The organism is Cupriavidus sp. NPDC089707, assembly GCF_044748965.1.
GTDB lineage: Bacteria > Pseudomonadota > Gammaproteobacteria > Burkholderiales > Burkholderiaceae > Cupriavidus.
In genome coordinates this window covers 150,782-165,191 of record NZ_JBIVHB010000004.1, presented here as the reverse complement: position 1 = coordinate 165,191, position 14,410 = coordinate 150,782, and the positions used below count along the sequence as shown (strand labels likewise).

The window sequence follows — 14,410 nt, the reverse complement described above, 5'->3', positions numbered from 1 at the left end:
CCCGGCATTGCACCATGTGGATCGACACCCACTGCCATCTCGACGCGCGCGAGTTCGACGCTGACCGGCGCCAGGTCGCCGACGCGGCCGAGGCCGCCGGCGTACGCGGCATCGTCGTGCCGGCGGTGGCGGTGTGGAATTTCGAGGCGGTGCGCACGCTGGCGCACGAGGACTCGCGCTGTGTCTACGCACTCGGCATCCATCCGCTCTGTTCGCCCGGTACAGGGCAGGCCGATATCGATGCGCTCCGGCGCGAGGTCGCGGCCAGCATGGGCGATCCTCGCTTCGTCGGCATCGGCGAGATCGGGCTCGACTTCTTTGTCGCCGGTCTCGATGGTAGTCACCAGACCTGGCTCTATGCCGAGCAGCTGAAGATCGCACGCGAATTCGACCTGCCGGTGCTGCTGCATGTGCGCAAGTCGCAGGACCAGGTCGGCGCTCAGTTGCGCAAGCTGGGCGTGAAGCGCGGCATTGCCCATGCGTTCAACGGCAGCCATGAGCAGGCGCGGCGCTTTGTCGAGCAAGGTTTCAAGCTCGGCTTCGGCGGCAACCTGACCTTCAGCCGCGCGCGCCAGATCCGCCGGCTGGCTGCGGACATGCCGCTGGAGGCGCTGGTGCTGGAAACCGACGCGCCCGATATCGCACCGGCGTGGCATTCCGATGACCAGTTCGGCGAGCAGCACAAGGTGCGCAATACCCCCGCCGAAGTCGCCGGCGTGGCGCGCGTGCTAGGCGAACTGCGCGGCCTGGATGCCGCGTCGCTGGCGCAGGCCACCTGGCGCAACGCCGTCGAGGCACTGCCGCGGCTGGCGGCCTTCGCCGAATCCATGGCACCGGCCGGACACACAACTTCCACGACATCCTGACAACCTGACAAGCTTTCCGCTGCGTCGCGCGGTTACAACTCTGGCTGTGTGCAATCAGCCGGGGAGGTGCCGTGCGCGTGTTCGTGTTGGCGTTCGTCGCGGGATGCTGGGTGCTGCAGCAGCAGGCAACGCTGCCGCGTCAGGACGTCGTGCGCATGGCCGCCGCCGGACTGGCGCTGGCTGGCATTGCAATGCTGGTGTGTGGCAGGCGTCTGCATCCCGCGTGGCGAGCCCTTGTGCTGGCCGTCCTGGCCTTTGGCGCCGCGATCTGCTGGGCGGCATGGCGCGCCGACATGCGCTTGCGCGACTGGTTGCCTGTCCCGCTTGAATCGCGCGATCTCGATGTGCAGGGTGTGGTTTCCGGATTGCCGTCCGAATCAGCGGGCGGCGTCCGCTTTGCCTTGGCCGTCGAGCGCGCCATGCCGGATGGGCCGGATGAACCGGGGGCGAATTTACCTGGCCGGTTGCTTCTCCACTGGCGCGACGCGCCGCCTGACCTGTACCCCGGCCAGCGCTACACCCTGACCATACGCCTGCGGCGCCCACGCGGACTGGCCAATCCCTTCGGCTTCGACTATGCCTACTGGCTGCTGGCGCAGGGCTATGGCGCGACAGGCTACGTACGACGCGCACATGGTCCGCCGCAGGAAGCAACTCGGGAACGGCTCGCATGGCGCATCGAAGCGTGGCGCGCGGCCGTGCGCGATCACCTGCGCGCGGCGCTGCCGGCCGATGCGCGCTATGGCCCAGTGCTGATCGCGCTGGTGATCGGCGACCAGCGCGGCATCGATACGGAGGACTGGCAACTGTTCCGGCGTACCGGCATCAGCCACCTGGTCAGTATTTCCGGTTTGCACATCACCATGATTGCGGGCATGGCGGGGTCGCTCGCCGGGATGCTGTGGCGGCATTCGTTCGGGCTCGGGCGCAGGCTGCGCCGCCCGTTGCCGCTATGGCTCCCGGCCAGGCACGCGGCGCTGGCGGCGGCGGTGGCCAGCGCGCTGGTGTATGGGCTGCTGGCCGGTATGCAGATCCCGGCATTGCGCACCGTGGCGATGCTGAGCATAGCCGCGGTGGCGGTATGGGGCGCGCGCGCGCCGCCGGCCTCGGTGGTACTGGCCTCGGCCGCGCTGGCGGCATTGCTGCTGGATCCGTGGGCAGTGATGTCGCCCGGTTTCTGGCTGTCTTTCGGCGCGGTGGCCGTGATCTTCTACGCTGCCCGGTCCGAACGCGGCCGTTCGCCGGAAGGCCGCTGGCAACGCTTGCGATCCGCGCTTGCCGCCGCTGCGCGCACGCAATGGGCGGTGACGGCCGGGTTGGTGCCGCTGACGCTGCTGATGTTCCAGCAGGTGTCGGTGGTGTCGCCGCTGGCCAATGCGGTCGCCATTCCAGTGGTCAGCCTGCTGGTGACGCCGCTGTCGCTGACTGCAGCCGCCGTGCCGGCCAGGCTGGCCGTGCCATTGCTGGCCGTCGCGCACCAGGCGATGGTGTGGCTGGCGGCGCTGCTGGGCTGGCTTTCCGGCCTGCCTTGGGCCATGTGGGAAGCGCCGGGCTCGGGCCCGTTGCCGTTGCTGCTGGCCGGGCTCGGCATTGCGCTGTTGCTGGCGCCGCCGGCCAGCGCCGTGGTGCGCCTGCACGGCGGCCTGCTGGTGCTGCCGCTGCTTTTAGCGCGCGGGCCGCCAGTGGCGCATGGCGAGTTCCGCGCGGTGATGCTCGATGTGGGGCAGGGAACCGCGGTGCTGGTGCAGACGCGCGCGCATGCGTTGCTGTACGACGCGGGGCCTGGCTATGCATCGGGCGCCAGCGCGGGTGCGCAGGTGGTAGTGCCACTGCTGCGTGGCCTGGGCCTCGGCCGGCTCGACCACCTGATGGTCAGCCATGAAGACGCCGACCATGCCGGCGGTGTGGCGGACGTGGAAGCGGCGGTGAGCATTGCGGCACGCAGTACCGGCGCGCCACCGGACCATGCCCTGCTCGGGCCGGCGCCATCTGGCTGGGCGCCGTGCGCGGCCGGGCAGCAATGGGACTGGGAAGGCGTACATTTCACGGTGCTGCATCCGCTGCCATCGCAATCGCAACGGACGGCGATCGCCAGCAATGCCCGCAGCTGTGTGTTGCTGGTGGCAACCGCGCGGCATCGCCTGCTGCTGACGGGCGATATCGGCGTGGCCGAGGAGCGGGCGATGATAGACAGGTTGCCGCCGGAGGCGCTGCGTGCCGACGTCATGGTGGCGGCGCACCACGGCAGCGGCACGTCGTCCGGTGCGGCTTGGCTGGAGGCGGTGCGGCCCCAGGCAGCGGTATTCCAGCTTGGCTATGCCAACCGCTACCGCCACCCGCGTGCCGACGTGTGGGAACGCTACGGGCGCGCCGGCATCGCGCGCTACCGCACTGACGAAACCGGCGCGGTGACCATGGCCACTGCGCCGGCGGGTTATGCGCTGTCGGTGTTTCGGCAAGCCGAGCCGCGCTATTGGCGCGCCCGGACGGATGCGCCGCGCTAGCGGGGCTTGCGGCGTCGCGCGCGGGTGGCCGCCGGGGGAGGCTGCGTGTCCCCGGAATCCGGCTGGGCCGTGGCGCGGCCTCGGGCAGGCGGCAGCGTGCGTGCCGGTTCGGCGCCCGCGATGCGGCGCTCGCGCAGGTGGGCCTTGGCGCGCTGGAGGCCGGCGGCGACCGATTCCGCGCGCTCCAGCGCCACGCCTGCGGCCAGCACGTCGCCAAGCACGAGGTGGCTGATGCGGGAGGTCATCGGCGTATAGACCTCGCTGTCTTCTTCGACGTCGGAGAACACGCAGATGTCGGCCAGCTTGGCCAGCGGCGAGCCGCTGTGGGTGATCGCCAGCACGCTGGCGCCGCTGCTGCGCGCCAGCGTGGCGGCGGTCAGCATGTCCCAGGTGCGGCCGCTGTTGGACACCAGTACCGCCACGTCGCCGGCGCCGAGCAGTGCTGCGGACATGCTGAATACATGCGGGTCGGAATAGGCGACGGTCGGGATGCCGAGGCGGAAGAACTTGTGCTGGATGTCGAGGGCGACGATGCCGGAGTTGCCGCAGCCATAGAACTCGATGCGGCGGGCGCGGGCCAGCAGGTGGATGCCGTGTTCGATCTGATCGGCCGACAGCGCGTTGCGCACGCTCATCAGCGTGGCGATGGTGCGGTCGAACACCTTGCCGGCGATGTCGGCGGGACGATCGTGAGCCTCAACGTCCTGGTGCACGAAGGGCATGCCGCCGCCAACGTTCTGTGCGAACTGCAGCTTGAACTCGCGGAAACCATCGTAGCCCAGCGCGGCGCAGAACCGTGCGATGGTGGGCTGCGACACGCCTGCGCGCTCGGCCAGTTCGGGCATCGACAGGCGGATCACGGCGGCGCCGTGCTCGGCGACGTAGTCCGCCAGTCGGCGTTCGGATGGGCGGAGCGTGTCGTAGACGGCAAGGATTCGGTCGCGCATGGCGGCGGGCGGATATCAGGTTGGTTCGGGATTCTTTGAATGTAGATATTCTACATCCGTTGGCGCGGCATCATGCCCGGAATCGTGCATGCCTGGCTGTCAGGGTTTGCCCGTAACCCGGGAATCTCAGCAGGTTCTGGCGCCATTGTGATGCATGGTCCAGTCGACGGCGGCATTGCTATCGGTAATAATGTAGAAAATCTACACGCGATCGCGCCGCTTTGGTGCTACACCCCGACAAAAGGAACGTCTCCGCCATGCCTATTGCCGTCCATGCCGAGTTGTTGGCCGTCACTGAACGCATCGTTGCCCGCAGCCGCGCCAGCCGTGCCGCCTACCTCGCGCGATGCGAGCGCGCGCAAGCCGAACTGGGACCGCTGCGCGGCATGTCCTGCGCCAATCTGGCGCACGGCTTCGCCGCGTTGCCAGCCAACGACAAGCTGAAGCTGCGCGTTGACCATGCGCCCAACCTCGGCATCGTGAGCGCGTACAACGACATGCTGTCGGCCCACCAGCCCTATGAGCGCTACCCCGGCGTGATCCGCGAAGCCGCGCGCGCGGTCGGGGCCGTGGCGCAGGTGGCGGGTGGCGTGCCGGCGATGTGCGATGGCATCACGCAGGGCAATGCGGGCATGGAGTTGTCCCTGTTCTCGCGCGATGCGATTGCCATGGGCACGGCTATCGCCTTGTCGCATAACACCTTCGATGCGGCGCTGATGCTGGGCGTGTGCGACAAGATCGTGCCGGGCCTGCTGATGGGCGCGCTGCAGTTCGGCCACCTGCCGGTCGTGTTCGTGCCGGCGGGCCCGATGGCCACCGGCCTGTCCAACAAGGAGAAGGCGCGCGTGCGCCAGCTTTACGCCACCGGGCAGGTCGGCCGCGATGCGCTGCTCGAGGCCGAATGCCAGGCCTACCACGGCGCCGGAACCTGCACCTTTTACGGCACCGCCAACAGCAACCAGTTCCTGATGGAAATCATGGGCCTGCACCTGCCCGGCGCGGCCTTCGTACACCCGGACAGCGGCCTGCGCGACGCGCTGACGGCCGCGGCGGCTCAGCGCGCGATCGCACTGAGCGCGCGCGGCAGCGAATATCTGCCGCTGGCGCGCATCGTCGACGAGCGCGCCGTGGCCAATGCCATGGTCGGCCTGCTGGCGACGGGCGGTTCCACCAACCACACCATCCACCTGGTGGCGATGGCGCGCGCGGCCGGCATCATCATCGACTGGGACGACTTCGACCACCTGTCGCGCATCACGCCGCTGCTGGCGCGGGTGTATCCGAACGGCTCCGCCGACGTCAACCACTTCCATGCCGCCGGCGGCGCCGGGCTGATCATCCGCGAGCTGCTGCAGGCCGGGCTGCTGCACGAGGACGTGCAGACCGTCGCGGGCCCGGGCCTGGCACGTTACACGCAGGAACCGGTGATGAGCGATGGCGTCCTGCAATGGCGCGAAGGGGCGAAGGCAAGCGGCGACGCCCAGGTCGTTGCCAGCGCCGCGACGCCGTTCTCGCCCGAAGGAGGGCTGCGGCTGATGCAGGGCAACCTGGGCCGCGGTGTGATCAAGGTCTCGGCCGTGGCGCCTGAGCACCGCGTAGTCGAAGCGCCGGTGCGCGTCTTCGATGCGCAGGAAGCGCTGCAAGCGGCGTTCGAGGCCGGCGAACTGAACGGCGACCTGGTCGCCGTGGTCCGCTTCCAGGGTCCGAACGCCAACGGCATGCCCGAACTGCACCGTCTGACGCCGGTACTGGGCGCGCTGCAGGACGCCGGCCACAAGGTGGCGCTGGTGACCGACGGCCGCATGTCGGGCGCATCGGGCAAGGTGCCTGCGGTGATCCACGTCGGCCCTGAGGCACTGGCTGGCGGCGCGCTCGCCCGCGTGCGCGACGGCGACCGCATCCGCGTCGACGCGGTGGCCGGCGTGCTGCAATGGCTGGGCGACGAGGGCGAGTTCGCGGCGCGCGAGCTGGCGCCGGCCCCGGCCGACGATTTTGCCCGGTTCAGCCTCGGGCGCGGGCTGTTCGGCTCGTTCCGGCGTCACGCGCGCATCGCGGAAGAGGGGGGCAGCGCACTCGATCTGTCCGAAGCGGATGCCGACGCCGCGCCAGGCGCATCCGCGGCTGCCGTGGCGGCGCAAACCGTCGCACAATAGCCTCACTTACTAGCCTCACTCAGCCCGCCGTTGGCGCCGGCGCGGCAACGACGGGAGCGGGCCGCAGGCAGCGACTCCAACCCGAAAGCAAGACAGCAACACAGCAACACAGCAACACAGCAACACGATACCAAGACCGACGGAGCAGACATGATCTATATCCTGATGGGCGTTTCCGGCAGCGGCAAGACCACGGTCGGCCAGCTGCTGGCGCAGCGCCTGGGCTGCGGCTTCCATGACGCGGACGAATTCCACAGCGAGGCCAACAAGGCCAAGATGCACGCGGGCATCCCGCTGACCGACGAAGACCGCTGGCCCTGGCTGGCGGCGATGCGCGCCGCCATCGACACGGCGCGCGCCGAAGGCCGGACCCACGTGTTCACCTGCTCGGCCCTGCGCCAGGCGTACCGCGACCGTCTGACGCCTCCCGACGGCGGCGTGACCTTCGTCCACATGAAGGGCGATGCCGCACTGATCGCCGGGCGCCTGTCCGCCCGCACCGACCACTTCTTCAACCCCGAACTGCTGCAGAGCCAGTTCGATACGCTGGAAGCGCCGCGCGACGCGCTGGAACTCGATATCCGCCAGCCGCCCGAAGTCCTGGTGGACAGCATCCTGCAGGCTCCCGCGCGCTGAGTTTTTCGTCCGCGCTCGTCCGCTCCATTCCATGACGGCCGTCAGCCCCGCTGGCGGCCGTTTTTGCGTGCGCTGGCAGACATCTTGCTAGTTCACTTTCCGTGCCGGCCACGAATCGCCCGCTTGCGGCTTTCTCCGGTACAGGTATGCTGAAAGGGCCAGTGACTCGACAGCATCGCCGCGCCAAAGCCATCGGAGACCATCCCGAACAACGCGCGGTGGGCTTGTGGCAGGACAGCCAGGTCAAACCAGGGCGGCCGGATGCGGGCAAGTGGCAGCACCCGACGCCCACTATATGGAGGAACGGCCATCATGGCGGGGCGGTTTTTCGACGAGATGCTGGACTGGCGCGCCGACGGGGCGCCCACGGTCATCCAGGCAGGGCAGGCATTGCCCGACGGGGCGGTACGCCCGCATTACCGGCATTTCGCAGATTGGCTGGCGCGGCAGTCCGGCAGCACCATGGACAACAAGCGGGCCGAGGCGGACCTGATCTTCCGGCGCGTGGGCATTACCTTTGCCGTCTATGGCGACAAGGATGAAGCCAACAGCGGCACCGAGCGCACCATCCCGTTCGACGTGATCCCGCGCATCTTCCCGGCCAGCGAGTGGGCGCTGCTGGAAAAAGGCCTGCGCCAGCGCGTGGCCGCGTTGAACCGGTTCATCCACGACATCTACCACGGCCAGGACATCATCCGCGCCGGCGTGATCCCGCCCGACCAGATCTACAACAACGCCCAGTACCGGCCCGAGATGCTCGGCGTCAGCGTGCCGCACGACATCTATGCGCATGTCGCCGGTATCGACGTGGTGCGTGCCGGCGAGGGCGAGTTCTACGTGCTGGAGGACAACCTGCGCGTGCCCTCGGGCGTGTCGTACATGCTGGAAAACCGCAAGATGATGATGCGGCTGTTCCCGGACCTGTTCGCGCGCAACCGCGTCGCGCCGGTGGCCCACTATCCGGACCTGCTGCTCGACATGCTGCGCGGTGTATCGCCGCAGGCGATCGCCGATCCCACGGTGGTGGTGCTGACCCCGGGCATGTACAACTCGGCGTACTTCGAGCACGCCTTCCTGGCGCAGCAGATGGGCGTGGAACTGGTCGAAGGCAGCGACCTGTTCGTCGAGGACGACCACCTGTTCATGCGCACCACGCAGGGGCCGCAGCGCATCGACGTGATCTACCGGCGCGTCGACGATGACTTCCTCGACCCGCTGGTGTTCCGGCACGATTCCGCGCTTGGCGCGGCCGGGCTGCTGTCGGTCTACCGTGCCGGCAACGTGACCATTTGCAATGCGATCGGCACCGGCGTGGCGGACGACAAGTCGATCTATCCGTACGTGCCCGACATGATCCGCTTCTACCTCGGCGAGGAGGTCATCCTCAGCAACGTGCCCACGTATATGTGCCGGCGCCCCGACGACCTGCAATACGTGCTCGAGCATATGCACGAGCTGGTGGTCAAGGAAACCCACGGCGCCGGCGGCTACGGCATGCTGGTGGGACCGGCCGCGACGCGCGCCGAGATCGATGCCTTCCGCGAGGTGGTCAAGGCCAGGCCCGAGCAGTACATCGCACAGCCGACTCTGGCGCTGTCGACCTGCCCGACTTATGTGGAATCGGGCATCGCGCCGCGCCATATCGATTTGCGCCCGTTCGTGCTGTCGGGCAAGGAGGTGCGCATGGTGCCCGGCGGGCTGACGCGCGTGGCGCTGCGCGAAGGTTCGCTGGTGGTCAATTCCTCGCAGGGGGGCGGCACCAAGGACACCTGGGTGCTCGAACGATGACGACGACAGCCCATCACGCGACCGAGACCGGCAACAACCCCGCTGCCTTGCGAGGAGAGCCCACATGCTGAGCCGTACCGCCGACCACCTGTTCTGGATGGCCCGCTACACCGAGCGCGCGGAAAACACCGCGCGCATGCTCGACGTCAACTACCAGACCTCGCTGCTGCCGCAATCGGCCGAGGTGGCCGAGCAGGGCTGGTGGGCCATGCTGGATATCTCGGAGCTGACGCACGCCTTCGACCACAAGTACGGCTTGCTGTCGCGCGACGACGTGATCGATTTCATGGTCCGCGACATGACCAATGTGTCGTCGATCATGAGCTGCCTGCGCGCGGCCCGCGAGAACGCGCGCGCGGTGCGCGGCTCACTGACCACCGAAGTCTGGGAAACCGTCAACACCACCTGGCTCGACGTGCAGCGCATGATCGCCGACGGGATGCTCAGGGAAGACCCGTCGCGCTTCTTTGAATGGGTCAAGTTCCGCTCGCATTTGGCTCGTGGCGTGCAGTTCGGCACCATGCTCAAGGATGATGCCTTCCACTTCATGCGGCTGGGCACCTTCCTGGAGCGCGCCGACAATACCGCGCGGATCCTCGACGTCAAGTTCCAGGCCTCGGGCAGCGACAACGGCGATGCCAACCGCGAGCAGAACGACTTCTACCACTGGGCAGCGGTGCTGCGCTCGGTGTCCGGCTTCGAGGTCTACCGCAAGGTCTACCGCGCGGTGGTCACGCCGCAGCGCGTGGCCGAACTGCTGGTGCTGCGCCCCGACATGCCGCGCTCGCTGGTGTCGAGCATGGACGAGGTAGTGACGATCCTGGCCATGGTGCGCAACCAGCAGTCGGCGGAGACCGAGCGGCAGGCTGGTAAACTCCACGCCGACCTGAAGTACGCGCGCATCGACGATATCTTTGCCGTCGGCTTGCACGCGTACCTGACCAGCTTCCTGGAGCGCATCGGCGATCTCGGCAATGGCATCAGCCGGGATTTCCTGGTGCCGCTGCAGGCGGCCTGACATGGGCACGCCGGTGGCGACCATGTGCTGCCGCCGCCGCGCCGCGCCCTGATACCGTGAAATACAAGATCCATCACCACACTGTCTACCGCTATGCCGAGCCCGTGCGCCGCAGCGTGCACGAACTGCGGCTTGAGCCGCGCTCGGGCCCGCTGCAGACCGTGCACAGCTGGCAACTGAGCACGCCGGGCAACCCGTCGGCGGCGCGCGACGGCTTCGGCAACATCGTGCACAACTTCACCGTGGCGGGCCCGGCGGAAACCATCGCTATTGAAGCCAGCGGCGAAGTGGAAGTGCTGCCGCCGCATGGCGACCTTGACCGCGACGGCCACCATGCCTTCTGCGATGCGCCGCCGGCCGGCGAATCGCGCGTGTCGCCGCTGTACTTCCTCGGCAGCACGCCGCTGACCACGGCGCCGCGCGAGATGCAGGCCTTCGCCGCGCCGTTCCTGGCCTCGGGCCACGAGATTCCCGCGCTGCTGGCACTGGCCCAGGCCATCGGCGAACGCGTGCGCTACAAGCCCAACACCACCGATGTCGGAACTTCGGCCGCCGAGGCGTTCGGCCTGGGCAGCGGCGTGTGCCAGGACCAGGCGCAGGTGATGGTGGCGGCGTGCCGCGCGCTCGGCATCCCGGCGCGCTATGTGAGCGGCTACTTCTACGATCCCGCCGCCACCGAACTGGCCAGCCATGCGTGGGCCGACGTTTGCCTGGACCCGCAACGCGAGATCTGGTGCAGCGTCGACATCACCCACGGCTGCCTCACTGACGAGCGCCATGTCCGCCTTGCCGTGGGGCGCGACTATCAGTCCGCTGCACCGGTCCGGGGCATCCTGGAGGGCGGTGCCGGGGAGACGCTCGAAGTCAATGTTTTGATCACGCCGCTTGCCGACCCGGCCTAATTCCCGGTCGCGCCAATTAGGTGCCACATTCCAGAACCGGCACCGACATGCGGCAGCGGCGCTAGAATCCGTTAATGCAGGCCTCCGGCCGGCCACTCCCGGCCGTCCCACAAGAACACCAGAACAAGACCATGACGTATTGTGTAGCCATGCGGCTCGACGCCGGCCTGGTATTCCTGTCCGACTCCCGCACCAACGCCGGAGTAGACGCCATCTCGACGGCACGCAAAATGACGGTGTTCGAAGAGCCCGGCGACCGCGTGATGGTACTGATGACGGCTGGCAACCTAGCCATCAGCCAGTCAGTGCGCCAGATTCTGGCGGAGAACCACGACGACAAGCGCTCGTTGTGGAATGCGCGCGACATGTTTGAAGCCGCGTCCATCGTCGGCGACGCTGTGCGCCAGGTGCACAAGCGCGACGCGCACGCCCTGCGCGATGCCGGCATCGAATTCAATGTCAGCCTGATCTTCGGCGGCCAGGTCCGCGGCGAGCGGGTGCGGCTGTTCAACATCTATGCCGCCGGCAACTTCGTCGAAGCCACACCGGAAAACTGTTACTTCCAGATCGGCGAGGCCAAGTACGGCAAGCCCATCATCGACCGCGTCGTGCATCCTTCGTTGCCGCTGGCAGAAGGCGCGAAATGCGCGCTGATCTCGATGGATTCGACGCTGAAGTCGAATATTTCGGTGGGTTTGCCGCTGGATCTGCTGGTCTACGAGGCGGATTCGCTGCGCGTGACCCGGTTCGTCAATATCGATGAACGCAACGCCTATTTCCGCATGATCCGCGATACCTGGGGCCACCGGCTGCGGCAGGTGTTTGGCGAAATCCATAATCCAGAATGGGATCCGGCCCAGCAGGCCGATTTCCCGCTCGCGCGCAGCGGCGAGGGCGACTGCTGGGGGCAGCCCGTGCGGGCCAGGCGCAATCCCTCGCGCACCCAGGAATGAGGGGCGGGGCGTCGATGCGCGAGATCATCCATTTTTCGCATGCCAATGGCTTTCCGGTCACGACGTACCGCAAGCTGTTTGGCGAACTGGACGGCGAATTCGAGTTCCGCGCCGTGGACCGTTATGGCCACCGGCCACAGTTTCCGGTCACGCGCGGCTGGCCGCACCTGGTGGAAGAACTGCTCGAGGAAGTGGGGCGCCAGTACCGGGAACCGGTCTGGCTGGTGGGCCATTCGCTGGGCGGTTTCCTGTCGATGATGGCGGCGCTGCGCCGGCCCGAATGGGTGCGAGGCGTGGTGATGCTGGATTCCCCGATCATTGCCGGCTGGCGCGCTTCGCTGCTGAAGACGGCGCAGGCGCTTGGCATGGATGAAAAGCCCGGTCCGGCGGCTGTGACCAAGAACCGGCGTACGCACTGGCCCGACGCGGAGGCTGTGTGGCAGCACTTCCGCAGCAAGCCGAACTTCGCCGTGTGGGATCAGGAGGTGCTGCGCGACTATGCGTTCCACGGCACCGAGCCGACCGGCAAGGACAGCGAGCGCCGGCTGCGCTTCGACCGCGAGGTCGAGTACTGGATCTACCGCACGCTGCCGACCAGCCTGGGACGCAAGCTCAGGCGGGGCGCGCCAGTGCCGGTTGGCTTTGTCGCCGGTACGCGCTCGCGCGAGGTACGCCAGTGCGGCCTCGCGGCGACCCGCAGGCTGGTGGGCGAAAACCTGCGCTTTATCGAGGGCGGCCATTTGTACCCCATGGAGCGGCCGCAGGAAACGGCGCAACTGGTGCGCGACCTGATCGCAGCGATGCGCCGCGACGAACGCTGAACGGGCATGCGGCGCATGCGCCGCAGCCCTTGTTGCCGGGGGCTGGAAGGCCCCGGCAAGCCACGCGCGCACCGGCGCTGGCGCTCGGGGTTGTCACAATTTCCGGGTCGGCGCGGATCGGGCTCTCATGTATAATCCCGATTTCCCCGGCAAGCTCGGTTTATGACTAAATTCGTCTTCGTCACCGGTGGCGTCGTCTCTTCTCTCGGCAAGGGCATCGCTGCTGCCTCGCTCGCGGCCATTCTTGAGTCGCGCGGCCTCAAAGTCACCCTCCTCAAGCTCGATCCCTTCATCAACGTCGATCCCGGCACGATGAGCCCCTTCCAGCATGGCGAGGTGTTTGTTACGGAAGACGGTGCGGAAACCTACCTCGATCTCGGCCACTACGAGCGTTTCGTCTCGGCCAAGATGCGCAAGTCGAACAACTTCACCACCGGCCAGATCTACGAATCGGTGATCCGCAAGGAGCGCCGCGGCGAGTACCTCGGCAAGACCGTGCAGGTGATTCCGCATATCACCAACGAGATCCAGGCCTTCATCGAGCGCGGCGCCGCTGCCTCGCACGACGGCAAGGCCGACGTGGCGCTGGTGGAAATCGGCGGTACCGTGGGTGACATCGAATCGCTGCCGTTCCTGGAAGCCGCGCGCCAGATGAGCCTGCGCATGGGACGCAACCACGCTGCCTTCGTGCACCTGACGCTGGTGCCGTTCATTGCCAGCGCCGGCGAGCTGAAGACCAAGCCGACCCAGCACTCGGTGCAGAAGCTGCGTGAAATCGGCATCTCGCCGACCGCGCTGCTGTGCCGCGCCGACCGCCCGATCCCGGACGACGAGCGCGCCAAGATTTCGCTGTTCGCCAATATCCCGCAAGACGCCGTGATCTCGGTGTGGGATGCGGACAGTATCTACAAGATCCCGCAGATGCTCAACGAGCAGGGCCTCGACCGCCTGATCTGCGAGGAACTGCGCCTGGACCCGAAGCCGGCCGACCTGGCGATGTGGCAGAAGCTGGTCAACGCCCAGGAAAATCCCGAGCACGATATCACCATCGGCATGGTCGGCAAGTACGTCGACCTGACCGAGTCGTACAAGTCGCTGATCGAGGCGCTGCGCCACGCCGGCATGCACACCGCCACGCGCGTCAACATCGAGTACATCGATTCCGAGGAACTGGAATCGGGCCACCTCGAAGTGCTGGCGCCGCTCGACGCCATCCTGGTGCCGGGCGGCTTCGGCAAGCGCGGCACGGAAGGCAAGATTCGCGCGATCCAGTACGCCCGCGAAAACAAGGTGCCGTACCTGGGCATCTGCCTGGGCATGCAGCTGGCCGTGATCGAGTTTGCCCGCCACGTGGCCAATATGGCTGACGCCAACTCGACCGAATTCAACCTCGAAACCGAACACCCGGTGGTCGCGCTGATCACCGAGTGGGTCGACCGCGAAGGCAAGGTCGAGCAGCGCTCGGCCGATTCCGACCTGGGCGGCACCATGCGCCTGGGCGCGCAGCGCGTGCCGGTCAAGGACGGCACCAAGGCCAACGCCATCTACGGCGCCGAGGTCAACGAGCGCCACCGCCACCGCTACGAGGTCAACAACCACTACGTGCCGACGCTGGAAAACGCCGGCATGGTGATCTCGGCCCGAACCCCGACCGAGAACCTGCCGGAAATGATGGAACTGCCGGAGCCGATGCACCCGTGGTTCGTCGGCGTGCAGTTCCACCCGGAATTCACCTCGACGCCGCGTGACGGCCATCCGCTGTTCAAGGCCTACGTCGAAGCCGCGCTGGCCAGCCAGCAGCGCAAGGGTGCCTGAGGCCAGG

The 14,410-nt window shown here is 67.5% G+C and carries 11 protein-coding genes; 10 read left to right on the top strand and 1 reads right to left on the bottom strand.

All coding sequences use genetic code 11. From position 1 onward, the window contains the following. Nucleotides 1-14: 14 nt before the first annotated feature. Both ACIP1U_RS09315 and ACIP1U_RS09310 read left to right on the top strand, forming a co-directional pair. A complete protein-coding gene (locus ACIP1U_RS09315) occupies nt 15-866 on the top strand; it encodes a TatD family hydrolase (RefSeq protein WP_400314170.1) in 852 nt (283 codons plus the stop codon). 71 nt (nt 867-937) lie between these two features. Beyond that, nucleotides 938-3,370: a DNA internalization-related competence protein ComEC/Rec2 gene (locus ACIP1U_RS09310; protein ID WP_400314168.1), complete on the top strand. Its 2,433-nt coding sequence runs from the start codon at nt 938-940 to the stop codon at nt 3,368-3,370. Here ACIP1U_RS09310 and ACIP1U_RS09305 read toward each other — a convergent pair. Then, the gene (locus ACIP1U_RS09305; protein ID WP_400314167.1) at nt 3,367-4,317 is read right to left on the bottom strand and encodes a MurR/RpiR family transcriptional regulator; all 951 of its coding nucleotides are present in this window, start codon (nt 4,315-4,317) and stop codon (nt 3,367-3,369) included. The genes ACIP1U_RS09310 and ACIP1U_RS09305 overlap by 4 nt on opposite strands. A 257-nt stretch (nt 4,318-4,574) precedes the next feature. On the opposite strand from ACIP1U_RS09305, the gene edd reads away from it, so the two are divergent. The 8 genes from edd to ACIP1U_RS09265 all read left to right on the top strand — a co-directional run bounded on the left by edd (nt 4,575) and on the right by ACIP1U_RS09265 (nt 14,403). Continuing rightward, nucleotides 4,575-6,470, top strand: a complete 1,896-nt coding sequence (edd, locus tag ACIP1U_RS09300) for a phosphogluconate dehydratase (RefSeq protein WP_400314166.1) — start codon at nt 4,575-4,577, stop codon at nt 6,468-6,470. Between the two features lie 150 nt (nt 6,471-6,620). Beyond that, complete coding sequence (locus ACIP1U_RS09295) at nt 6,621-7,106, top strand: gluconokinase (RefSeq protein WP_400314164.1); 486 nt, start codon at nt 6,621-6,623, stop codon at nt 7,104-7,106. Nucleotides 7,107-7,418: 312 nt separating this feature from the next. Then, the gene (locus ACIP1U_RS09290) at nt 7,419-8,894 is read left to right on the top strand and encodes a circularly permuted type 2 ATP-grasp protein (protein WP_400314162.1); all 1,476 of its coding nucleotides are present in this window, start codon (nt 7,419-7,421) and stop codon (nt 8,892-8,894) included. A gap of 64 nt (nt 8,895-8,958) precedes the next feature. Further along, nucleotides 8,959-9,912, top strand: coding sequence for an alpha-E domain-containing protein (locus tag ACIP1U_RS09285; RefSeq protein WP_400314161.1), 954 nt, complete (start codon nt 8,959-8,961; stop codon nt 9,910-9,912). Nucleotides 9,913-9,968: 56 nt separating this feature from the next. After that, a complete protein-coding gene (locus ACIP1U_RS09280) occupies nt 9,969-10,814 on the top strand; it encodes a transglutaminase N-terminal domain-containing protein (protein WP_400314160.1) in 846 nt (281 codons plus the stop codon). 131 nt (nt 10,815-10,945) lie between these two features. Further along, nucleotides 10,946-11,767 (top strand): peptidase, encoded by an 822-nt coding sequence (locus tag ACIP1U_RS09275; protein ID WP_116386765.1) that lies wholly within the window; start codon nt 10,946-10,948, stop codon nt 11,765-11,767. Nucleotides 11,768-11,781: 14 nt separating this feature from the next. Then, nucleotides 11,782-12,588, top strand: a complete 807-nt coding sequence (locus ACIP1U_RS09270; protein WP_400314159.1) for an alpha/beta fold hydrolase — start codon at nt 11,782-11,784, stop codon at nt 12,586-12,588. A gap of 162 nt (nt 12,589-12,750) precedes the next feature. Next, a complete protein-coding gene (locus tag ACIP1U_RS09265; protein ID WP_400314158.1) occupies nt 12,751-14,403 on the top strand; it encodes a CTP synthase in 1,653 nt (550 codons plus the stop codon). Nucleotides 14,404-14,410 lie beyond the last annotated feature (7 nt).